Annotated in this window: 21 protein-coding genes and 1 pseudogene; 8 read left to right on the top strand and 14 right to left on the bottom strand. The window is 41.8% G+C overall.

All coding sequences use genetic code 11. The features are described 5' to 3' along the window. Window positions 1-162: 162 nt before the first annotated feature. Together pepQ and Q0Y52_RS04825 are read right to left on the bottom strand one after the other, a co-directional pair. Window positions 163-1,518, bottom strand: coding sequence for a Xaa-Pro dipeptidase (gene pepQ / locus Q0Y52_RS04830; protein ID WP_297818735.1), 1,356 nt, complete (start codon window positions 1,516-1,518; stop codon window positions 163-165). Window positions 1,519-1,599: 81 nt separating this feature from the next. After that, a complete protein-coding gene (locus tag Q0Y52_RS04825; protein WP_297818732.1) occupies window positions 1,600-3,495 on the bottom strand; it encodes a lytic transglycosylase domain-containing protein in 1,896 nt (631 codons plus the stop codon). A gap of 309 nt (window positions 3,496-3,804) precedes the next feature. On the opposite strand from Q0Y52_RS04825, the gene fadB reads away from it, so the two are divergent. Beyond that, on the top strand, window positions 3,805-5,955 hold the full coding sequence (gene fadB, locus Q0Y52_RS04820) for a fatty acid oxidation complex subunit alpha FadB (RefSeq protein ID WP_297818729.1): 2,151 nt from the start codon (window positions 3,805-3,807) through the stop codon (window positions 5,953-5,955). Between the two features lie 29 nt (window positions 5,956-5,984). Next, window positions 5,985-7,148 (top strand): acetyl-CoA C-acyltransferase FadA, encoded by a 1,164-nt coding sequence (gene fadA, locus Q0Y52_RS04815; protein ID WP_297818726.1) that lies wholly within the window; start codon window positions 5,985-5,987, stop codon window positions 7,146-7,148. A 118-nt stretch (window positions 7,149-7,266) separates the two neighbouring features. On the opposite strand, the gene Q0Y52_RS04810 is transcribed toward fadA, so the two are convergent. Both Q0Y52_RS04810 and Q0Y52_RS04805 read right to left on the bottom strand, forming a co-directional pair. Continuing rightward, entirely contained in the window at window positions 7,267-7,488 is a 222-nt protein-coding gene (locus tag Q0Y52_RS04810) for a hypothetical protein (protein ID WP_297818722.1), read from the bottom strand. A gap of 105 nt (window positions 7,489-7,593) precedes the next feature. Further along, complete coding sequence (locus Q0Y52_RS04805; protein ID WP_297818719.1) at window positions 7,594-8,484, bottom strand: dienelactone hydrolase family protein; 891 nt, start codon at window positions 8,482-8,484, stop codon at window positions 7,594-7,596. Window positions 8,485-8,501: 17 nt separating this feature from the next. On the opposite strand from Q0Y52_RS04805, the gene Q0Y52_RS04800 reads away from it, so the two are divergent. The 3 genes from Q0Y52_RS04800 to Q0Y52_RS04790 all read left to right on the top strand — a co-directional run bounded on the left by Q0Y52_RS04800 (window position 8,502) and on the right by Q0Y52_RS04790 (window position 9,767). Beyond that, entirely contained in the window at window positions 8,502-8,654 is a 153-nt protein-coding gene (locus tag Q0Y52_RS04800; protein WP_297818717.1) for a hypothetical protein, read from the top strand. Between the two features lie 229 nt (window positions 8,655-8,883). Continuing rightward, window positions 8,884-9,294, top strand: coding sequence for a YitT family protein (locus tag Q0Y52_RS04795; protein ID WP_297818714.1), 411 nt, complete (start codon window positions 8,884-8,886; stop codon window positions 9,292-9,294). Window positions 9,295-9,374: 80 nt separating this feature from the next. Further along, entirely contained in the window at window positions 9,375-9,767 is a 393-nt protein-coding gene (locus Q0Y52_RS04790) for a hypothetical protein (protein ID WP_366939245.1), read from the top strand. Here the strand turns inward: Q0Y52_RS04790 and Q0Y52_RS04785 are convergent. The 10 genes and pseudogenes from Q0Y52_RS04785 to Q0Y52_RS04740 form a co-directional block, all read right to left on the bottom strand. Continuing rightward, window positions 9,751-10,218 (bottom strand): Dps family protein, encoded by a 468-nt coding sequence (locus tag Q0Y52_RS04785; RefSeq protein ID WP_297818711.1) that lies wholly within the window; start codon window positions 10,216-10,218, stop codon window positions 9,751-9,753. The two genes, Q0Y52_RS04790 and Q0Y52_RS04785, sit on opposite strands and share 17 nt — an antisense overlap. A gap of 131 nt (window positions 10,219-10,349) precedes the next feature. After that, window positions 10,350-10,769 (bottom strand): VOC family protein, encoded by a 420-nt coding sequence (locus Q0Y52_RS04780; protein ID WP_297818709.1) that lies wholly within the window; start codon window positions 10,767-10,769, stop codon window positions 10,350-10,352. Between the two features lie 7 nt (window positions 10,770-10,776). Continuing rightward, entirely contained in the window at window positions 10,777-12,189 is a 1,413-nt protein-coding gene (locus Q0Y52_RS04775) for an aldehyde dehydrogenase family protein (protein WP_297818706.1), read from the bottom strand. A 202-nt stretch (window positions 12,190-12,391) separates the two neighbouring features. Then, window positions 12,392-13,690 (bottom strand): adenylosuccinate synthase, encoded by a 1,299-nt coding sequence (locus Q0Y52_RS04770; RefSeq protein WP_297819307.1) that lies wholly within the window; start codon window positions 13,688-13,690, stop codon window positions 12,392-12,394. Window positions 13,691-13,810: 120 nt separating this feature from the next. After that, on the bottom strand, window positions 13,811-14,005 hold the full coding sequence (locus Q0Y52_RS04765; RefSeq protein ID WP_297818703.1) for a DUF2065 domain-containing protein: 195 nt from the start codon (window positions 14,003-14,005) through the stop codon (window positions 13,811-13,813). Window positions 14,006-14,485: 480 nt separating this feature from the next. After that, a complete protein-coding gene (locus Q0Y52_RS04760) occupies window positions 14,486-15,016 on the bottom strand; it encodes a DUF3750 domain-containing protein (protein ID WP_297818700.1) in 531 nt (176 codons plus the stop codon). A gap of 46 nt (window positions 15,017-15,062) precedes the next feature. Further along, entirely contained in the window at window positions 15,063-15,641 is a 579-nt protein-coding gene (locus tag Q0Y52_RS04755; protein WP_297818697.1) for a hypothetical protein, read from the bottom strand. A gap of 461 nt (window positions 15,642-16,102) precedes the next feature. After that, entirely contained in the window at window positions 16,103-16,834 is a 732-nt protein-coding gene (locus Q0Y52_RS04750; RefSeq protein WP_297819304.1) for a carboxylesterase family protein, read from the bottom strand. A 6-nt stretch (window positions 16,835-16,840) separates the two neighbouring features. Then, window positions 16,841-17,939 (bottom strand): annotated as a pseudogene (locus tag Q0Y52_RS04745) (carboxylesterase family protein); the annotation flags it as partial. Between the two features lie 418 nt (window positions 17,940-18,357). Further along, window positions 18,358-19,203, bottom strand: coding sequence for a tetratricopeptide repeat protein (locus Q0Y52_RS04740; protein WP_297818694.1), 846 nt, complete (start codon window positions 19,201-19,203; stop codon window positions 18,358-18,360). 164 nt (window positions 19,204-19,367) lie between these two features. On the opposite strand from Q0Y52_RS04740, the gene Q0Y52_RS04735 reads away from it, so the two are divergent. From Q0Y52_RS04735 to fis, 3 genes are all read left to right on the top strand, one after another. Further along, window positions 19,368-19,685 (top strand): DUF962 domain-containing protein, encoded by a 318-nt coding sequence (locus tag Q0Y52_RS04735; protein ID WP_297818690.1) that lies wholly within the window; start codon window positions 19,368-19,370, stop codon window positions 19,683-19,685. Window positions 19,686-19,900: 215 nt separating this feature from the next. Continuing rightward, window positions 19,901-20,914, top strand: a complete 1,014-nt coding sequence (gene dusB, locus Q0Y52_RS04730) for a tRNA dihydrouridine synthase DusB (protein WP_297818687.1) — start codon at window positions 19,901-19,903, stop codon at window positions 20,912-20,914. A gap of 29 nt (window positions 20,915-20,943) precedes the next feature. Continuing rightward, window positions 20,944-21,237: a DNA-binding transcriptional regulator Fis gene (fis, locus tag Q0Y52_RS04725; protein ID WP_007619851.1), complete on the top strand. Its 294-nt coding sequence runs from the start codon at window positions 20,944-20,946 to the stop codon at window positions 21,235-21,237. The last annotated feature ends 63 nt before the right edge of the window (window positions 21,238-21,300 follow it).

Here is a 21,300-nt window from a genome sequence, read left to right as displayed (position 1 = left end):
GTGACACCTTGACAATGTGCCATACACATATTGAACATCACTGAACCAACAGAAACATGTCATCCATTTTGTGGCTACTGAACGCCAGATTTTTACAATTTTGACAAACAAGCGCTTACCTTTGTAGCCAGCCTAGGTTATCTATTGATGTGTCAAAAGCCCTTAATTTAAATGCAAATCACGGGTCATGTTTTCGTTTTTAGCGCGGTGCACAATGATGTTATCTTCGATGCGAATACCCCCAAAAGGTCGTAAACTATCAACCACGTTCCAATTAATATATTTGCTTTGCTCACTGCTTTTTAGCTCCGCCAATAAACTATGAATAAAATATAAACCTGGTTCAATAGTAAAGACTTGTCGTGCTTCAATAGTGCGGGTATTACGCAAAAATGGATGGGCCTCAGGAGGGGGGTTTGGCGTGCCTCTATCATCAGAAACATGCCCCGCCACATCATGTACTTGCAAGCCAAGGAAATGCCCAATACCGTGGGGATAGAAGGTATTAACAATGCCTGTTTCAAGCATATCGTTAGCGTCCAAATACACTAGACCAGTTTCACATAAAAGGGCTGCGACTTGATGATAAGCACTGGTATGAATTTGAACATAAGACACACCTGGTTTTAACTCATTCACACATTGTTGCGTAATGTGATGCATGGATGCGATTAAGTCTGCAAACACCCCTTTTTCTCGAGAATAAGTGCGGGTAATATCAGCAGCATAACCATTAAAATTTGCCCCCGCATCAATTAAAAAAGAACGAGCTTGAGTCGGTGCTTCTGTTTCTAAATGGGTGTAATGCAATATGGATGCGTTTTCATTTAGTGCAACAATATTATGATAGGGGACTTGGTTGTCACCTTGCCTAACTGCTCCAAGATAAGCCAAATTAATATCAAACTCACTTAGCCCCTGTTCAAAAGCAATTTTAGCAGCACGATGACCATCAATCGCGATACGGTTTGCCTCACGCATGCACGCTAACTCATAATCTGTTTTATAGGCACGTTGATAATGGAAGTAATGCATCACCCTATCTGGATTCACTAATTCAAAACCCAAGGCCTTAGCGACTTCAATATATTCGCCAATATAAGCATATTTGCTTTTATCAAAAGGCAGATGTTTTTCTACCGCATTAGCATGAGTCAGTAATACTATATCGAACTGCTCAGCCCAAAAATCATTTGGCTCATCAGATACTTTATGCCAAAAATCCTTAGGGCGGTAAAATACTAACTTTGGCTTATCAACACCATTTACAATCAGCCAACAATTTGGATTATCGATCACGGGTAACCAAGCCTTGAACTGAGGGTTCACTATGAAAGGATAGTGGTTATCGTCCAAAAATAAGCGCTTACCTTGCCCTGAATGGATGATCAAACCTTCAATACTCTCCCGCTGAATAGCTTCACGGGTGCGGCTTTGTAACTCTGAAATATGTTGTGGATAGGTTTGTGCTATTTGCACTAATCGTGTTGATTGTGTTGATTCTGCTAGAACTGACATGCCTGACTCTCATCAAAGAATATAATAGTAGATTAACATAAGCTTAAGGCTGTTGGCCTTGTATATGTTACAAAGACCTATCTAACTTTTTGGTTGTATTTCCATGGTGGCTAATTTCTTAAACAGGTTCTCATTGCCACCTAAATGTTGACTGTATATCTGTTGATAAGCCAACACTGCTTTCACATAATTGCGGGTTTCTTTATAGGGAATGGTCTCTATCCATAAGTCTAAGGGCATATTACCTTTTTCAGGTAGCCACTGTTGTACCCTACGCCAACCAGCATTATAAGATGCGGTGGCCAATATGGCATTGTTATCCATTTTATCCATCAGATAACGCATATATTGGGTACCCAGCTCAACATTTCGGTTGGCATTAAATAAACTATTTTTTTTGATTTTTTTCTTGGCGAGATAACGTGCCGTTCTCGGCATTACTTGCATTAAGCCCAAAGCACCGGCGTGCGAAGCTGCGTCTGGCATAAAAGAGCTCTCACGTCTGACGATGGCATATACCCAAGCGACATCAATATTGTTTTTCTTAGCATTACTTTGCATTTGACTATCAAACGGCATCGGGAAACGTCGACTCAAATCATCCAGATAGCCTGATTTGGAAAAACCAAAAATAGCTTGATCATGCCAGTTCTGCTGGCTGGCAAGCACAGCTGCGGTTATCTTCTGTTGATGGGTCAATTGGCCCTGCAAAGAAATCCACTCTCGTCTTGCACTAAGATTACGGCTTAACTTTCTAAACTCAAAAGCCCTCTGGGCAGAGGGCAATGCAGCCACCTCGTCTATTTCCTCTTGGGAAATGAGTAATGGATTGTCATTTAAGCTAGCCATTTCAGACAATTTCCCACTTGCTAAAAATCCATAATAATGACGCTGTTTAGCTAATTTATGTAAACCTTCGTCAGCTAATGCTTTAGCACCCACCTGCTCATAAGCTTGCGCTTTCCAATATTGAAACACATTATTATCGGCTGAGTTGCCAGGTACAAGGTTTATGACATCTAACGCATTTTGCCAATTTTTTTGCCTTAAGACATGGGCTAAATGCCAACGTAATAATTCTGCATCAGGTTCCAAACTTGTGGCTTTTTCTAGCCAAAATTCTGCTTGCTCATGATCTACTAGTGCTAAAAAAGTGGCAAACTGGTGTGAAATTTGTTTTTGTTGGGATCTCGAAAAAGTGAAATTACGCGACAGTTTTTTCCAGCTACGTAACGCTAAATCCCTGTTACTGCTGATAAGGCGTTTTAAACCATAAACCAGTATTTCAGTTTCCTTTTCTGGGAATTGACCCGGAAAATTAGACAGACGAGAAACTTGGCTAGGTGAACGGCGCACCTTTAACCAAAGATCGGCTAAATATTGCTGTTTCTTTGGCATCAAGGTTTTTAAATAGGGGAGCAAAGTATGATTACCACCGTCAGCCGCCAAGGACACTCTTTTCCATACTAATGCTGATGTCCGCTTGCCAGCCTTGTGCCAGGCCTTGAATAATTCATTACAGTCATTAGGCTGTGATTTGCCCACTACCCACAGATTTTCTGCCAACTCAAATGCTTCAGTATTAGATGGGTCTTTTTGCAACAACATTTGTGCGTACTTGCAGTTTAAAGCGACATTACCCATATCTCGATAAGCATGCATAAACATTTCAGGTTGATTTTTTTTGGCTAGATAGAACAACCACTTTTTACGTAAATGTCTGTCTAGAGGAGATGATTCATATTGGGCTAAAAAACGTTCTATTTGTTTTTTATTCGCCATAAAAGGAAACTTACTTAAGGTTTTCAATTCAACGTAAGGCTTTAATGGATAACCCTCAAGTTGTTTCATAACCTTTTTAAAGGCATTGCTATTGGGATTATACGCAAGCCCCTCTGCTTTAATAAAAAGGTTTCGTTGTTGCTCACGATCGAGCTTAGGCGCTGCCACTGCGGTCTGGGTAAACAAAGCAGTCATAATTACGAAGCAGAGTAAATAGCAAGTAGTCACACGTTCCAAAACATCAATAGATGGCCAGCTTAAGGATAAGGCATGATATTAACAAACTTGCTTAATGATGAATGCGAGTATTTTGAATAATTCACACATTAACTGGCATGACCAGTTGAATTGACTGTATTCACCCACATGTAACAAACCATAGATTTTTTGTTAAAGTTAGGTTGCCCTTTCCATTTTTTTTTACAACAATTCATATATTCTGTACTCGGAGGGCCATTGGCTTCTTCCAAACCCACGCTTTGGCGATAGCCACAGGAGATGATCATGATATACGAAGGTAAGAGCCTCACGGTTAACTTACTGCAAGATGGTATTGCAGAATTAGTATTTGATGCGCAAGGTTCAGTGAATAAGTTTGATCAACAAACTGTTGCTGACTTAGATGCAGCGACGCAGGCACTTGTAGTCCATCAGGATATAAAAGGTGTATTCGTTCGCTCAGCAAAATCCACTTTCATTGTAGGTGCTGATATCACTGAATTTACTGCGTTGTTTGATATGCCAGATGCAGAAGTATTGACTTGGGTAGGCAAAGCCTCTCAAGTATTTGACCGCTTTGAAGACTTACCTTTCCCCACTATTGCAGCGATAAACGGTTTTGCACTCGGAGGCGGTTGTGAAATGACTTTGGCCTGTGATTTTCGTGTAGCAGATACTACCGCCAGCATAGGCTTACCGGAAGTGAAACTAGGCTTAATGCCAGGCTTTGGTGGTACTGTACGTCTTCCTCGTCTAATTGGTGCAGATAACGCACTAGAATGGATGACCACAGGGCGTGATCGCAAGGCTGCAAAAGCCATGGCTGAAGGCGCTATAGATGCGGTTGTTGCACCACAGAAATTAACTGAAGCAGCACTTAGCATGCTTAAAGACGCTATAGCTGGCGACTTTGATTGGCAGGCACGCCGTGCTGAGAAAAAGGCACCCCTGACACTCAATCAAAACGAAGCCATGATGAGCTTCTCCACTGCAAAAGCGATGATTTTCGCACAAGCTGGTAAACATTACCCCGCACCTCATATGATGGTAGAGACCGTATCAAAAGCCGCTGGTCTTGACAGGAGTGGAGCCCTTAGATTAGAAAATCAAGGGTTTGCTAAATTAGCTAAAACCGATGCAGCAAAAGCCCAGGTAGGTATATTTTTAGCTGATCAGTTGGTTAAAGGTAAAGGTAAAAAACAAGCCAAAGCCGCTAAAAAGATAATCAAACAAACAGCCGTCTTAGGTGCAGGGATCATGGGTGGCGGTATCGCTTACCAGTCTGCGGTGAAAGGCACGCCTGTTATCATGAAAGACATTAACCAAGCTGCATTAGACTTAGGTTTAAAAGAAGCCGCCACTATTTTAGGCAAGGGCATGAAGCGCGGCAAAGTCGACGCCGCCACCATGGCATCGACGCTGAATAGCATCGTGCCTACATTAGAATACTCGGCCATTAAAGACGTTGATTTGGTGATTGAAGCGGTCGTCGAAAATCCTAAAGTGAAAGGCATAGTATTGGCGGAAACAGAACAGCATGTATCTGATGATGCGATTATTTGTTCTAACACTTCGACTATCTCTATTAATCATTTAGCTAAAAGCCTGAAAAAACCAGAACGCTTTTGTGGTATGCACTTTTTTAACCCCGTACACAAAATGCACCTTGTTGAAATTATTCGTGGTGAGAACACCTCTGAAGATACCATTTCAGCTGTTGTTGCAGCCACGTTAAAAATGGGTAAGACCCCTATCGTGGTCAACGATTGTCCAGGCTTTTTAGTTAACCGTGTATTATTTCCTTACTTTGCTGGTTTCAGTAGGTTAATTATGGATGGCGCAGATTTTGTTGCCGTTGATAAAGTCATGGAGAAAATCTTTGGCTGGCCTATGGGCCCTGCTTATCTTCTTGATGTGGTAGGCATGGATACGTCTGACCATGCATCTAGCGTCATGGCTGATGGTATTCCAGAGCGTATGCAGAAAATTGCTAACGACCCAGTGACCTTGTTATATAAAGCCAATCGCTTAGGACAGAAAAATGGCGCTGGTTTCTATAATTTTAGCTTAGACAAACGTGGTCGCCCAGCTAAGGTAGCAGCGCCAGAAGCTTACGAATTGTTCGCTCCACATTGCGCCACCAAACGTGATTTCAACAAAGATGAAATCATTGCACGGGTAATGATCCCTATGGCCAATGAAGCCATTCGTTGTCTTGAAGAGGGTATCGTTGCCAGTGCAGCTGAAGCTGATATGGCATTGCTTTATGGCTTAGGCTTTCCTCCCTTTAAAGGGGGAATATTCCGCTTTATCGAAACGATGGGCTTAGCCAACTTTGTAGCATTAGCCGATAAATACGCTGATTTAGGCCCGGTTTATCAGATTTCTGATGGTGTCCGAGAAATGGCTGCCTCCAACAAATCATATTTTGCGTAGTCTTTGTTACATTTATTCAGGAGAAGATCATGAAAGAAGTCGTAGTAGTTGATTGTATACGCACACCTATGGGTCGCTCTAAAGGCGGTATTTTTCGCAACGTGCGCGCAGAAACCTTATCTGCACATTTAATGTCAAAATTGGTTGAACGTAATCCGAACCTTGATCCTAATGATATAGAAGACATCATTTGGGGGTGTGTGCAGCAAACCAAAGAGCAAGGTTTCAACATTGCCCGTAACGCACAATTATTAACGAATATCCCTCGCTCAACAGGTGCAGTAACAGTCAATCGTTTATGTGGTTCATCTATGCAAGCTTTACATGACGCCACTAGCGGCATTATGTCTGGGCGTGGTGACGTGTATATGATTGGTGGTGTTGAACATATGGGCCATGTACCTATGGATTTCAATTTAGACTTTCACCCAGGTATTGCTAAGCATACCGCCAAAGCATCCGGCAGCATGGGCATGACGGCAGAGTTGTTAGGCCGTCAAAACGGTATCACCCGTGAAATGCAAGATGCCTTTGGTGCGCGCTCACACCAACGAGCCCATCAAGCTTCACTCGAGGGGCGCTGGGCCAATGAAATAGTCGCCACACAAGGCCATGACGTAGACGGTATTTTAAAGTCTATAAGTGTAGATGAAACGATCCGTCCTGACTCTACGGCTGAATCTATGGCAGCCCTAAGACCGGTATTTGATCCGGTTAACGGAACTGTCACAGCAGGTACTTCGTCTGCCTTGTCTGACGGTGCATCCGCTATGTTAATTATGTCAGCAGATAAAGCTAAAGCTCTCGGGTTAACCCCACGCGCTAAAATTCGCGCTATGGCAGTAGCAGGTTGTGACGCAGCGATTATGGGATTTGGTCCCGTACCTGCCACCCAAAAAGCGCTGAAACGTGCTGGTATGACAATGGCTGATATAGAACTAGCTGAATTTAACGAAGCGTTTGCAGCACAAGCGCTATCTTGTATTAAACAACTAGGTTGGATTGATAGTTATGACGACAAAGTCAACTTGAACGGCGGTGCAATTGCACTAGGCCACCCTTTAGGGTGTTCTGGTTCTCGTATATCCACCACCTTAATCAACCTAATGGAAGACAACGATAAGACTGTTGGTTTGGCCACTATGTGTATTGGTTTAGGTCAGGGTATTGCAACGGTATTTGAGCGTGTTTAACTAACTCAAAATCCTATTCAAAAAAAGCACTACCTCTGATGGTGGTAGTGCTTTTTTTTGGATTAATTAATGTTTTGGATGTGTGAATTGCCTTCACGAGTGATGTGAATAGCATGCTCTACTTGTAAGATGCTGCTTTTTGTTTCATCACCTGCACTAAGCGCTGCTTAACCTGAGGTGTTAAACCTAAACTCACTAAAAACGAGGAAAACGCTGAGATAAGCACTATGCTTTTTAGAATTTTTACGCCTGTGAATAGCATCACTATCGCTAAAATCGCGACATAAGCTAAACCAATCATCCCCAAAAACAAGCACAAGCCTTGTATATCTTTATTCATGTCACTCTCCAAAACAATATAACTCGATTTTGATTGAAAATTTGATAGATGTCATCAAACAATATGTAACGGGATTTATCCTATCATCCTCGATACATGTTGCCATCAAACTAAATATTGTTTAAAAAACTCTACCGTGCGCGACCATGCAAGCTCAGCCGCTTTAGGATCATAGCGACTGGTAGAATCATTATGGAAACCATGCTGAGTATTCGGATAAAAATATGCAGAGTAGTCTACATTGTTAGCTTTTAAAGCGACTTCATAATCAGACCAAGTGGCGTTAACTCTTTTATCGTTTTCAGCGAATTGCAGCATCATTGGTGCTCTAACATGTGTAACTAAGTCACCTTTAGCGGGTGTGCCATAAAAAGGCACAGCAGCATTGATAAGCTCAGGCGCCGAAGCTGCCAGCATGTTACTGACATACCCTCCAAAACAAAAACCAACCACACCTAATTTACCTGTGCTAGACGTATGTCTTTTCAGGTAGCTGGCAGCTGCTATAAAGTCTTGGTCTATTTTTTCTCTGTCCATACTTCGCTGCATAGCACGACCATCGTCGTCATTACCTGGATATCCCCCCATAGAGAATAATGCGTCAGGTGCAAATGCGATAAACCCTTGCTTAGCTAAGCGTCTTGCAACATCTCGAACGTAAGGGTTGAGCCCTCGGTTTTCATGCACCACTAACACAGCCGGAGCTTTGTCGTCCAAGTTGCTCGGCACAACTAAATAGCCACGGCCTTTGCCATGTCCATTCGTTGATTCAAATTCTTGATAGGTCGCTGTAATGTCTTTATCGTTAAACGACACTTGCCCAGCAAGAGCATAATTTGGCGTGAGGGCACTCGTTACCGCACCCAGGGTTAACCCCGCCAGTGATAATGAACCTAAACGACTTAAAAAAGTCCGCCTGTCGATATCACCATGGGCATAGTCATCGTACCAATCAAAGGCTTGCTGCGGGATCTTTTCAGGTGATATATGTGACATAATTTTCTCCTATTGGCATGAAAAATCTATACCAGCATAGTCTAAATAACGACGATCCAGCACACTTTGTTTTTGATGAAAACTGGGAAATCCTTGAGTTGTGGCAAACTCATTTGGCTAACCAACACTTACCAGATTGCATGGCAGCAACAGACGGCGCAGTGACATAATGCATTTGATTAAAGTCAATCATATCTTGGTTTCATATCTGTCCAGCCCACAACAAACAACTCACCTACAGACTGTTTACATAAAAAACCAAAGTCGTAAAGTTTAAGGTACTTAAGCACCTAAACAGCCCACAAAACAATCAGCCTACTAACCTAACAATATAGATGTAAATCAGTAGTATCCGCGACTCGGCGAATTAGACATTTTTAGCGATACAGAGGTATGGAAGTGAATTTCCCAACACATAGGTTTTATGAAGACGTACTGGCACTTTTTTGTGCAGGTGTATTGGTATCTTTTGGCGTGGTGTTGTTTGGTACGCATAATTTACTGACTGGCGGCACTGCTGGCATTGCCATTATTGGTACACACCTTTTTGATATGAGCTTTGGGTTATTATTTTTTTTGGTCAACATACCCTTTTACTATATTGCCTGGACGCAATTAAGTAAGCGTTTCACTATCAATACGTTTATCTCAGTGTCTATGGTGTCAGTTATGACAGAACACATGCAACATGTGATCAAAATTGAAAGTATTCATCCAATATTTGCTGCGTTGGCTGGCGGTATGTTGATTGGTGTAGGTTTGTTAATTATGTTTAGACATAAATCTAGCCTAGGGGGGTTAGGGGGTTAGGGGGTTAGGGGGTTAGGGGGTTAGGCATTTTAGCCCTTTATCTACAGAACAAGTTTAATATTCGAGCGGGCAATTTTAGATTGTTGGCAGACGCAGTGATCCTGACAGCTTCGATCTTTATCTTTAGCATTGATTTAGTGATTTTATCTGTGGTGGGAGCCATCACCCTCAACATATTCATTGCAGTTAACCATAAGCCTGGTCGTTATCAGGCTGTTATTAAAACTAAGAAGACTAATAATATTCACAAAGATGCCACTCTAAAAAAAGAATTATTAGGTGTTATCGAAAAGGCTAACAACCACTTACTGGTAAATCTTAATTGCGATTATATTGGCCGAGACAGACAGCAGACTGCAAAAAAAAGCCAAAGTGTAGGTATTCACTTTGGCCAATCTACTCTATATGCATATCGATACGTGTTATTGATAAGCAATGTTGATGTCACTGATGACTTTAGCTCAAAGCTCTGAGCATCCATGCCGTTTTTTCATGTAAACGCATTCTATCTGACACTAATGCTGCAGAGGATTCATCGTCTGCTTGTTGCGCTGATACCAATACTTTGCGACACGTTTTTACCACTGCCTCGTGCCCATTTAATAGGATCTTAACCATTTCGGTTGCAATGGGTACGCCGTCTACTTCTTGAATGGAACTGAGCTTAGCAAACTCTTTATACGTGCCTGGTGCAGCCACGTCTAACGTACGAATGCGCTCAGCAATATCATCAACCGCTGTCGCTAACTCAGTATAATGCTCCTCAAACATCAGGTGTAATTCTCTGAATTGTGGACCAGTTACATTCCAATGAAAATTATGGGTTTGTAAATACAGCGTATAGGAGTCTGCTAACAAGCATTTTAAACCTTGTGCAATGACTTCTCGGTCTTTTTCATTGATACCAATATTAATATGACTCATTATTTGTTCCCTTGAGGGTTGAGAGTGTAAACAAACAGTAGACCTTATTACGCTTAATGACTAATGAAGATTACTCAACAGCTCAATCTATTTATTCTATCAATATAAGGACATTCAATAGGTTATTAATATTAATTCGCAAACAACTGCTCAATGTCTTGAAATGCCTTAAATTCTAATGCATTACCAAAAGGGTCGAGAAAAAACATAGTCGCCTGCTCACCAGTTTGTCCTTCAAATCGTATATGAGGCTTAATAATAAAATCAACATTGGCAGCACTAAGCTTACTTGCCAGGACTTGCCAATCCATCCAGTTTAGAACCACACCGAAGTGTGGAACAGGCACGGCATGGTTATCCACTTGATTATGTTTGGGTAGACTTGGCATTTGTGTCACGAGATGCGTCACTAATTGGTGTCCAAAGAAGTTCCAATCGATCCATTGTTCAGACCAGCGGCCTTTATCACAACCCAACAAGTCACCATAAAAGGCTTTAGCTTGCTTTAAATCTGCAACAGGAATAGCTAAATGAAAGGGAGTAAGAGTCATGTATCACCTATATAAGTTTTTTCAAAAGTTTAAATTTCTTATCAGTGAAAGGAGGATAACGTAACGGCACATCAAACCAAAAACTGCGTTTCATCACTGTTTTTAAGTGACTAAAATTATCAAAACCTATTTTCCCATGATAGGCACCTGTACCACTGCTACCTACACCTCCGAAAGGTAAATTAGGATTGGCAGCAAACATAAAGCCGTCATTGATACACACCATTCCAGCGCTGGTTGCAGTGAGAACTTGTTGTTCAAAATCTTTATTTTTGCTGAAAATATAGAGTGCTAACGGTTTTGCTCGCTTATTCACAAATGGGATCGATTCGGAAATGTTTTTTACTGTCACTATGGGCAATATGGGCCCAAAAATTTCTTGCTGCATTAAGAGACTGTCATGAGCAGGGTTAAGCACAATAGTCGGCTCAATATACTTATTTGCAACATCGTGTTTGCCTCCATGCACAACCTCTTGGCCATCTAAATAACTGACAATACGTGTCAGGTGCCGCTCACTCACAATACGCCCATAATCTTTGCTACTAGACGCGTCAGCACTATAAAACTCAGTAAGTTTATGTTTAATTGCATCGATGAGTGGCGCAGCAAAAGACTCCTCAACGAGCACGTAATCAGGTGCCACACAGGTTTGCCCGGCGTTCATCCATTTGCTCCAGACAATTCTCGCAGCAGTGACATCAAGATCAGTAGAACTATCAACAATACAAGGGCTTTTGCCACCCAATTCCAAGGTCACAGGTGTTAAAAATTCGGCTGCAGCACGCATCACTATTTTGCCCACCACTTCGCCACCTGTATAAATAATGTGGTCGAATTGATGTTTTAGTAGTTCAGTGGTTTCATCTACTGCCCCTTCTACTACAGCAAAAGCATCATTATCTAAATATTGTGCAACCAACTCAACCAACAACTTCGATACATTCGCTGATAACTCTGAAGGCTTAATAATTGCATTGTTGCCAGCAGATATCGCAGAAATTAAAGGTGACAACACCAGTAACAGTGGATAGTTCCAAGCACCAATAATTAAAATTGTGCCTAAGGGCTCTGGCAACATATAACTCTTGCCAGGCTGGGCGATAATGGGTGTGGGCACTTTTCGCGGTTTTACCCACTTTTTTAAGTGTTTAAGCGAATGATCCACTTCGCTGATCACACCGCCTAACTCAGCAGTCCATGATTCCATATTACAACGACCAAGATCCTGTTGCATTGCCACAAAAATTTTATCTTGCTGCTCAACCACCATTTTTCTGATTTGAGTGAGCTGTTCGATACGCCAAGGCAGTGGTTTGGTTTTCCCCGAAGCAAACTTGTTTTTTATAAGTTGTATTTTGGGTGCAATATCCGCGACTGATGGGGTATTAATCTTATTTGAGAGCGTTTCTGCCTGCATGGGATACCTTTAACAAATTTATGTTCGATATATCCATGTTATACCAATTTTTCAAAAAGCTAAATTTATTCAAATCTTAAGCGATGTACTCATAAGACTAAGCGGGCAGGTGTGGAAAATTTGACTAAAAGCATTCTATTCAATCCGCTCAAAAAAAAAGGCCGCAAATTGCAGCCTTAATCTACTGATTGCATCAAGGGCTTTAAATCTCGAAGGGGTGTCTTAACACTATCGTTTCTTTTCTATCAGGGCCAGTTGAAATAATGTCTATTGGCACACCTGTTAATTCTTCAATGCGCTTAATATAATTTTTAGCAGCTTGGGGTAAATCTGCATATTCAGTCACACCAAAAGAGTTTTCATTCCAACCAGACATGCTTTCATATACAGGTGTGATCAACTCATAGCCGTCAGCTGCCATAGGTGGCACGTCTTGGATATTTCCTTGGGCGTCTTTATATCCTATACAGATACTCAAACTTTCTAAGCCATCAAGCACATCTAACTTAGTTAAACAAAAACCAGTAATAGAATTAATTTGTACTGCACGTTTTATAGCTACAGCGTCAAACCAACCGGTACGTCGCTTACGGCCTGTCGTAGCTCCAAATTCATGACCTTTCACGCCAAGGTGCTGGCCTACTTCACATTCTAATTCTGTAGGAAAAGGACCTGAGCCAACACGAGTGGTATAGGCTTTAACGATACCTAATACATAATCCAGATTAAGTGGCCCAAACCCCGCCCCTGTGGCAACACCGCCTACTGTAGTATTAGATGACGTCACATAAGGATAAGTGCCGTGGTCAATATCCAGCAAAGTGCCTTGTGCACCTTCAAACATAATGGCATCGCCACGTAAGCGTGCTTTATCTAAAACGTCGGTCACATCAACAACCATAGCTTTTAATATATCGGCTACCGCTAGCGCATCAGCTAATACTTTTTCATAGCTAACTGGCTCAACTTTATAGTAGTTGGTTAACATAAAGTTATGATATTCAAGGACTTCTTTTAACTTAACCGCAAAGTCTTTAGGATTAAATAAGTCACCTACACGCAAACCACGTCGAGATACTTTATCTTCATAAGCGGGACCAATACCACGTCCTGTTGTGCCAATGGCTTTTTTACCTCGGGCTTTTTCACGAGCCACATCTAGTTCTACGTGATATGGCAGAATAAGAGGACAAGCTTCGCTGATAACCAAGCGTTCTTTAACCGGTATACCACGTGCTTCTAGCATCGCAGTTTCTTCGAGTAGCGCTTCAGGGCTCAGCACAACACCATTGCCGATAACACAGGTCACGTTTTCACGTAAAATTCCCGAAGGAATAAGATGTAATACGGTTTTTTCACCGTCTATGACAAGTGTATGACCGGCGTTGTGGCCGCCTTGATAACGCACTACATAAGCTGCTTGATCTGTGAGTAAATCAACCACTTTACCTTTACCCTCGTCACCCCATTGGGTGCCAAGTACAACAACATTTTTAGCCATGAATAAGAAGGGAGTCGTAAAATTAGGCGAGGATATTAACAAAAAACAATCTGCATCTAAATAGCAAAATCGCGCAGCTTATAATCAATTGTATAATGGCGCACAAATATAAACATGAAATTAAAGTAGATACATCAAACTGACCACGCCTATAGTGACCAAAACCCCTCCCATAGTGCGTAATTGATTAATCGGCTGTTGTGATATTTGTTGCAGAAAACGTTGCCATTTATGTGCAAACAACATCGGACCAATCCCCTCAACTATAAGAATCATGGCTAATGCCACCAAAATCACTTCAGCAAATGAAAACATTTTAAACCCACACAGTCATATTTTTAACGCTAGGATAATACTATTTTTGGTTAACACAAGTTGTGGAGTGAACAGATTTTAAATTTCACCAAATCTAAGCCTTGAAGATTAAATTTATAACTCACCCTAAGGTTCTACAGTATTTGTGGTAGGCATCATAATCCCTAGAAGTGATATTTGCTTAGGCACTTAACAACGTATGTCTAAACCACTTTTTACCAGTAAAATCACATCAGAAATGAGTAACGGTTCATCATTACCCAAGCCTACCTGCAATAATCGGTCATTCTATTTTCACACCATATTTAGAACACTTAATTCTTGAAAATTAACAAAATAAGCTTGGCTATATCAAAGTTATGTTCAACCAAAAAAACGCTTATAGATGCTATTTATTCCTGTGAGCAATAAAAAAAAAGCGTACAAAAAAGTGCACAAAAAATAATTAATGCAGTCTTTTAAAGTTCAACCGTCCAAAAGTTAGTTAGCATAACGGCTACCTAAAGCACGAAAAGGTAGCTCTAAACCAAGCTCAGGTATTTGAAGTCCAACCCATTGAGGAAAAGTATTGCTGTTGGGGCCAGGAAACAGGGTGTATTCATTAGCCCAAGGGTAACGGGCAATCGCATCAAAAATTTGTGGGATCAGCCGGTTGGCTTTATCACCTTGCACTGATAAGAGTTTTTCTGGTTTTGCACCGTACCAATAGCGGTCTGGTGTCGCTGTTTTATACTCACGCAATGCAGGCAGGCCGCTTTTTACTCGCCAACCCACCACTTCAAAAACAGTATACTCAGCCGCATTTTGAGGTTTAACCGCTATCCAAGTGTGCACTGCAAACCAACCTCGCCAACTAAAGGCATCGGCTGCATAAACCTCAATAACCGCTTCTTTGTATTTTGTTGGATCAACGGCAATACCAGCAGGTTTGCGACTAGCCGTGCGCCAATTTGAATTTGAACAAGCCGCCAATAGACTAACTAAAAGAAGAAGAAGAATACTTTTTTTCAATTTTAAACCTCAGATATAAATTCAGATTACTCATTAATGCAAAGATCTATTTTCCGCATTTTCCAATTTCACAAGACAAATTAAAGCGGCTTAACATTGCATCATACGTTAGTAATTTACCAAACTGATTGGCTTTCGCTTGAATAAATCCTGCCAAGTTGGTCCCTACATTTCCAATGATTGGCCAGCTAGGAGGAGGAGAAAGCCAACCCCCTGGGGTTTTCATGTGGCTTCTATCTGAAGAAAATAACGTGACAAATTCATTCGAAGGTACTACGCGAAACAAAGGAATTTCTTTGTGTGAAAGTAAGCGTTCATCGACGAAGGACTCTCTAAAATATGATCCCATATCAGTGTTAAAAGGCAGTATTGTATCAAAGTCGAATATTTGATTGTTTCCATTCATAACTAATAAAACTACATGATAGTCCCAAAAAATGGGAAATTCAGTATGTTCAGAAGCTCTTTGATTCAGCATGGGGAAGGCTTCACCCTTGCTAAAAATAAAAACAACATAACTATTTTGAAAATTATTTTGTTGACATAAATGCCAAATATTTTCCTCGCAATAGGCAGATTGGTAAGCAAAATCTTCTCGCTTAAAATGATGATAGTCCATTGCCATACTTTATCCCAATTTCAGGTTTCTAATGCTGACATAACGCACATCAACTAAAGCTATATTTCTGGGTGCTCGCTAGATCCTAATTGAGCAGTTCATGTTATAAAAACCACCTTAGCATCCAGATCAGCAACCTCTTATGAGCCCACATTCTTATAGTAACCAAATGTATGAGGTTTTGGTTATCTCTTCATCATCGCCATCAGCCATTATTTATTTTTCCTGCATCAACCAGTCGCAACACGTATAATGTTGCCATCGCATTGCCCAAGGACTATACCGTAGCGATACATTTCAAGTTAACGTTCTTTGATAACCAACATCAAAATATCCACCCCACAAATCGACTACGTCTTGATGTTCACTAAAATCATTCACAAAACCTACTTTACTGAGGTAAAACGGAGAAAATAGTCACCACTGACTTTCATCTCAGGCATAGAGCAGATGCTTGGCTGCGGTTTTTATTCGCTGACAAACTCCATTGTCCAGGGGCTGTATTGCCCACAACCAAGCTCTAGATATTCCTGTTCGTTCCAAAAGTCATCTCCGGAGTTAGCTTTAAGAAACAGCTCTGCGTGTGTGCTACAGCGTGTTTTAGTATCGGCAATGTCAGAGTCTTCAACCAGACGTTGTTTGAGCATCGCAATGGTCATTGGTTCTCGGCTCATTTTAGAACCGCCGCTACTGATAGAGTCTAAAATCATAATATTGGGGCCATTGTTACTCCAAGCGTCCCACTGGGATAAATCGCCTTTTCGACCGCTAGCAGGATCACCCGTCTTGGCAAATTGAGACCAATAGCTTCGCATTTCTCTAGCTAACTCATCGCGACCTGGAGAATTCTGTTCGTTATAGAAACCGGGAACCAGAATACCACCATCAAAGTCATCAAACACAAAAGTCACTTCCATGCCGTGACCCGCACCAATCAGAGTTGAATAATCTACCAGCCAGGTTGTCGCACCCTCATCCCAATCCCAGCGATAGGCATAAACCTTTTGTTCTGAATTAGCAGAAATAACAGCGGCCACCTCATCCACAGCTGTTGCCTTCCAAGCGTCAGAAATGTAAGCCGATGTGCTGTTGTATACGTCTATATCTTTGATATGTGGTAGAAAACCAAAGCGGCGTCTAACAAACTCAGGATCTTGCGCCAAAAACAATTTAGCCTCATCTCGGTTGGTTCCTGTCATGAGTGGAACATCGTTGTAGCGTTGTGGTGACTGGAATAAGGTAAGCAGGGACTCTTTAGGTAATACCATGCCGTCACGCAGACTTTGCGGAGCACGATACATACCCGCTCCACCGCTGATCCCCTTGAGCATTTGTTTTGGGCTGCGGGAGTACATAAATGTCAAAATTTCTTCATCAGACAGAAGAAGTTGCGCGACCTTCGCAGCCTCACTATCTTCTGCCTTCCCAGCTTGTTGCAATTGTAGTGACAGCCATTCACGTGAACTAAGGCTTTCTCCAGGCAGCTCGTCATCAGCGAAATTCTCAGCTCGCCACAATGGTGTAGTGCCCGTTGAACCACTTTGAGCAATAGCTTTATGGAAAAGCCCCTTGGCAGGCAAAGAAGCCATCAGCAAATATACATTTCGCCCACCCGCTGATTCACCAAAAATAGTCACATTGTCTGGGTCTCCACCAAAACTTGCTATATTTTTTTGCACCCATTCAAGGGCGGCGATCATATCAAGATTACCGTAGTTGCCAGATGCATCACTGGCGCTTCGACCTTCACCACGCAGCGCTGGATGACTCATCCAACCCAGCAATCCCAAACGATAGTTGATGGTAACAAGCACCACGTTTTCGCCACCGGCAAGACTATGGCCAGAATAGGTGTTCGCTGTACCAATCGAGTTACCGCCACCATGGATCCAGAACATCACGGGCAGGCCAGTAGAATCAATATCACTGTTATTTTGCGGAGCCCAGATATTTAGATAAAGGCAGTCCTCATTGCCAACTACCTCACCTACCTCACCAGTTGTCCCTGCTAAAGGCCCCCAGAGCTGAACACATGCATCTTTAAAGGAAACCATCTCACGGTTTTTTTGCCAAAAGTCGTGGGGCTGCCCAGCGCAATTCATCTACCGGAGGAGCCGCAAAAGGAATACCGAGCCAACCGAATGTATTTTTTCCATCGGCAAAGCCAACCACTGGACCGGCTTCGGTGTCACGAAATGCCTCAGGTAAAGCAACGCGCACTAATGGTTCCGGTGCAGGTTGTTGCCACAGATAAATGGCGATAATACCGACGATGGTAACAAGTATAAGCAACTTACTTTTCATAGGGCTTTTCTCTTTAAAATTTTACTAAGAGTAATGCATTTTGGTATGTGATTCATCCCGCAGCAAATTTTCGGACTTCTAACAAGCAACGTTGAGAAAAATCATATCCCAATCGATGGTATCAGTGTGATCGTTTTCACTAAGCAAAAATAAACTTTCTGACTTTGAGGTTTACAGGACAATGGGTATCGATGAGGCTGACTTGAGAAGCTCAGGATTGGGGCATGATTGCTCTCTTTGAACTTACCTACCCAAGGCTTACTCAGTTCGAATAACAGTCAAATCATCTTGGGGGTCACTGTGATTTTTTGGCCATCTTGGCTATGCTTGTAATTTGCATAGCCAATAAAAAAAGGCTTCTTCCTGTCTTCAATTACACTTCTGGCACCCTGTATCTCGTACCTAAATCCTCTAGCAACTAATACAACAACCCATACACCTTTCGTCGAAACGTCGACTTTAAAGGATCCCCATCGGGCAAGGCATTGATCATATCCAAGGTTAATTTCTTCGCGTCACCGAAATGAAGATCTTTGTATAGAACAGACAAAATAAGCTCTAACGCTTCTTCGATTTGATTCGCTTGTTGCAACTGCACAGCCAGTTTAACTTTTATTGCTAAGTCGTCAGGGTTGTGCACCAGCTGCTGTTGCAAGGCTTTGATTTCTGGTGAATCCGCTGCTTGTTCGGCCAGCTCAATTTTACCCAAAATACTGTTGTATAGAGCGTCTTGGTCAACTAAGCCAATGGTGTCTAACAAAGCTTTAGCTTGTTTTATTTGACCTAACTCTACTTGGCAATCTGCTAGTAACAACCTGATATCAGCTCGTCCTGCATCCATGTCATGAGCTTGTTTAAGTAAAGTATAAGCTTGCTGATAATCGCCGGAGCTGACTAACTCGACCGCTTGTTCATATAAAGCATCTTCTGGTTTGGGCAAGTGTTTTTCAAAAGTAGTTATAATTTCTGCTTCAGTTTGCACACCAGCAAAGCCGTCAATGGGTTGACCTTCTTTTACTAAAATCACTGTAGGGAGGTTTTGCACACCAAATTGTCCAGCGATTTCTTGCTGCTTCTGGCAATCAACCCGCGCGTGGATCAAGTTACCACTGAATTTGGCGGCTACGTTGACTAAAACTGGAGCCAATTGCTGGCTGGGTTCATAACCTTCAGCCCAAAACTCTACCATCACCACTTGTGTTTGCGAGTCTTGTAATATGACTTGCTGGAAATTTTCTGGGGTAATATCAATCACGTTATTCATAAAAGAGTCCGTATACATTTGCTTGATGTGGGGATGGGGTCAAATCATTGAAAATCAAGCTAATTATTAATCTTGACATAAATATAAACTGTCGCCTAGTAGACATTTAATACACATTCGATATGTTAGATTTATTTTTAAAATCAAGCTAAAAGCTCATTGCTATGACCCAAAAAGCGCCCTCTAGATTTAACAGTTTTGCCCAGTTTTATCCTTATTATCTGTCTGAACATCAAAATATGACCTGTCGGCGTTTACATTTTGTTGGCTCTACTTTGATTTTAGCTCTGCTGACATACGCTCTTATGACTGAGCAGTGGATGTTATTATGGTTTGTACCTGTTTTAGGTTATGGCTTCGCTTGGGTAGGGCATTTCTTTTTTGAGCACAATAAACCTGCGACCTTTAAGTATCCTTTTTACAGCTTATTAGGTGATTGGGTCATGTTTAAAGATATGTTACTTGGCAACATAAAACGCTAATCGTTTAGTGTAGGCTATTGATTATCTCATAAATACTGGTTAACCAGTTGAAATAGCCTACTTTTGATAATGTCAACATGGTTTGATTAAAAAAAGTACAAAATTGTTTGTTTACTAGCCTTTCCAAGACAACAAAAAACCCTTAAACTTGCGCCCCTTTTTAGAGTACGGTCGATTTTTGCACAATTAAATGTGAAGGATAATCATTCTATATTATGCAGATTGGTCCATATGCGTTAGAAAACAATTTGATACTGGCTCCTATGGCGGGAGTGACAGACAGGCCATTTAGACAATTATGTAAACGTCTTGGGGCAGGTTTGGTTGTATCAGAGATGCTCTCGTCTAATCCTAGGGTTTGGGATTCGGATAAATCCAGACAAAGGATGGATCATCAGGGTGAAGAGGGTGTGCGGTCAGTGCAAATTGCGGGGGCAGATCCTGAATTAATGGCACAGGCAGCACAGTTTAATGTGGGCAATGGCGCGCAGATTGTTGATATCAACATGGGTTGCCCAGCTAAAAAAGTGAATAAGAAGTTAGCAGGATCGGCATTGTTGCAAGACCCATCCTTGGTTGAAAAGATCATTCAAGCGGTAGTAAAAGCAGTAGATGTACCTGTTACCTTAAAAATACGTACAGGTTGGAATGTTGAAAATCGCAATGGATTATTGATAGCTCAAATTGCACAGGACAACGGCATTCAATCATTAGCGGTGCATGGCCGCACCAAAGCCTGTATGTACAAAGGCGACGCAGAATACGACACCATTAAGGCTATTAAACAAGCTGTGTCGATACCTGTTGTTGCCAACGGTGATATAACAAGCGCGCAAAAAGCTAAGCACGTTTTGGAATACACCGGCGCAGATGCGCTGATGATCGGTCGGGGAGCTCAAGGTCACCCTTGGATATTCCGCGAGATCTTGCACTATCTGCAAACTGGCCAAATACTGGCTGCACCTAACATTGACGAGGTGAGTAGCGTTTTGCTTGAACACGTCGCCAATGTCCATCAGTTTTACGGTGGTATAAAGGGGTGCAGGATTGCCCGCAAGCATGTGGGCTGGTATTTGGCCGAACATGACCAGCAAAAGCTGTTCCGTGCAAAGTTCAACGCTATCGAAGATGCAGGACAGCAAATTGATGCGTTAACTATGTACTTTGATAAATTGGCAGGCGAGTCAGCACTCAACTTTGTGTCTGAGCAAGTTTCACCTGCTGCTTAATATGTCTAACTTAAAGAGCAAGATTGTATATGTTCGAACAAAATGTAACTTCTCCATTTACCACTACGGTAACAACTCCTTCGCAAACTCAGGCTCAAAAGCCTCTTCGCGATTCAGTTAAACAAGCGGTAAACAAGTATCTAAAACAACTTGATAACACCAATATCGAAAATTTATACGAGTTAGTCATGGCCGAAGTTGAAGCGCCAATGTTAGAAGAAATAATGACTTTCACACGTGGCAACCAGACTAAAGCCTCAACTATGTTAGGTATCAACCGTGGCACCTTGCGTAAGAAGCTAAAACAATACGGCATGAACTAAGGGTTTTTGTCTAAAAAAAGAGCACCTTGTGGTGCTCTTTTTGTTTGTGTTTACCATGACCAA

Origin of the sequence: uncultured Paraglaciecola sp. (genome assembly GCF_943787955.1) — a bacterium.
In the GTDB taxonomy this organism is placed as follows: Bacteria; Pseudomonadota; Gammaproteobacteria; order Enterobacterales; family Alteromonadaceae; genus Paraglaciecola.
Note: the sequence above shows the minus strand (reverse complement) of the source record. Positions and strands in the feature narration are given on the sequence as shown.

Bases quoted from the DNA above. Each gene is read 5' to 3' on its own strand.
- pepQ (WP_297818735.1), bottom strand. From the start codon at position 1,518: ATGTCAGTTCTAGCAGAATCAACACAATCAACACGATTAGTGCAAATA.
- Q0Y52_RS04825 (WP_297818732.1), bottom strand. From the start codon at position 3,495: ATGACTGCTTTGTTTACCCAGACCGCAGTGGCAGCGCCTAAGCTCGAT.
- fadB (WP_297818729.1), top strand. From the start codon at position 3,805: ATGATATACGAAGGTAAGAGCCTCACGGTTAACTTACTGCAAGATGGT.
- fadA (WP_297818726.1), top strand. From the start codon at position 5,985: ATGAAAGAAGTCGTAGTAGTTGATTGTATACGCACACCTATGGGTCGC.
- Q0Y52_RS04810 (WP_297818722.1), bottom strand. From the start codon at position 7,488: ATGAATAAAGATATACAAGGCTTGTGCTTGTTTTTGGGGATGATTGGT.
- Q0Y52_RS04805 (WP_297818719.1), bottom strand. From the start codon at position 8,484: ATGTCACATATATCACCTGAAAAGATCCCGCAGCAAGCCTTTGATTGG.
- Q0Y52_RS04800 (WP_297818717.1), top strand. From the start codon at position 8,502: ATGAAAAATCTATACCAGCATAGTCTAAATAACGACGATCCAGCACAC.
- Q0Y52_RS04785 (WP_297818711.1), bottom strand. From the start codon at position 10,218: ATGAGTCATATTAATATTGGTATCAATGAAAAAGACCGAGAAGTCATT.
- Q0Y52_RS04780 (WP_297818709.1), bottom strand. From the start codon at position 10,769: ATGACTCTTACTCCCTTTCATTTAGCTATTCCTGTTGCAGATTTAAAG.
- Q0Y52_RS04775 (WP_297818706.1), bottom strand. From the start codon at position 12,189: ATGCAGGCAGAAACGCTCTCAAATAAGATTAATACCCCATCAGTCGCG.
- Q0Y52_RS04770 (WP_297819307.1), bottom strand. From the start codon at position 13,690: ATGGCTAAAAATGTTGTTGTACTTGGCACCCAATGGGGTGACGAGGGT.
- Q0Y52_RS04765 (WP_297818703.1), bottom strand. From the start codon at position 14,005: ATGTTTTCATTTGCTGAAGTGATTTTGGTGGCATTAGCCATGATTCTT.
- Q0Y52_RS04755 (WP_297818697.1), bottom strand. From the start codon at position 15,641: ATGGCAATGGACTATCATCATTTTAAGCGAGAAGATTTTGCTTACCAA.
- Q0Y52_RS04750 (WP_297819304.1), bottom strand. From the start codon at position 16,834: ATGACAGGAACCAACCGAGATGAGGCTAAATTGTTTTTGGCGCAAGAT.
- Q0Y52_RS04740 (WP_297818694.1), bottom strand. From the start codon at position 19,203: ATGAATAACGTGATTGATATTACCCCAGAAAATTTCCAGCAAGTCATA.
- Q0Y52_RS04735 (WP_297818690.1), top strand. From the start codon at position 19,368: ATGACCCAAAAAGCGCCCTCTAGATTTAACAGTTTTGCCCAGTTTTAT.
- dusB (WP_297818687.1), top strand. From the start codon at position 19,901: ATGCAGATTGGTCCATATGCGTTAGAAAACAATTTGATACTGGCTCCT.
- fis (WP_007619851.1), top strand. From the start codon at position 20,944: ATGTTCGAACAAAATGTAACTTCTCCATTTACCACTACGGTAACAACT.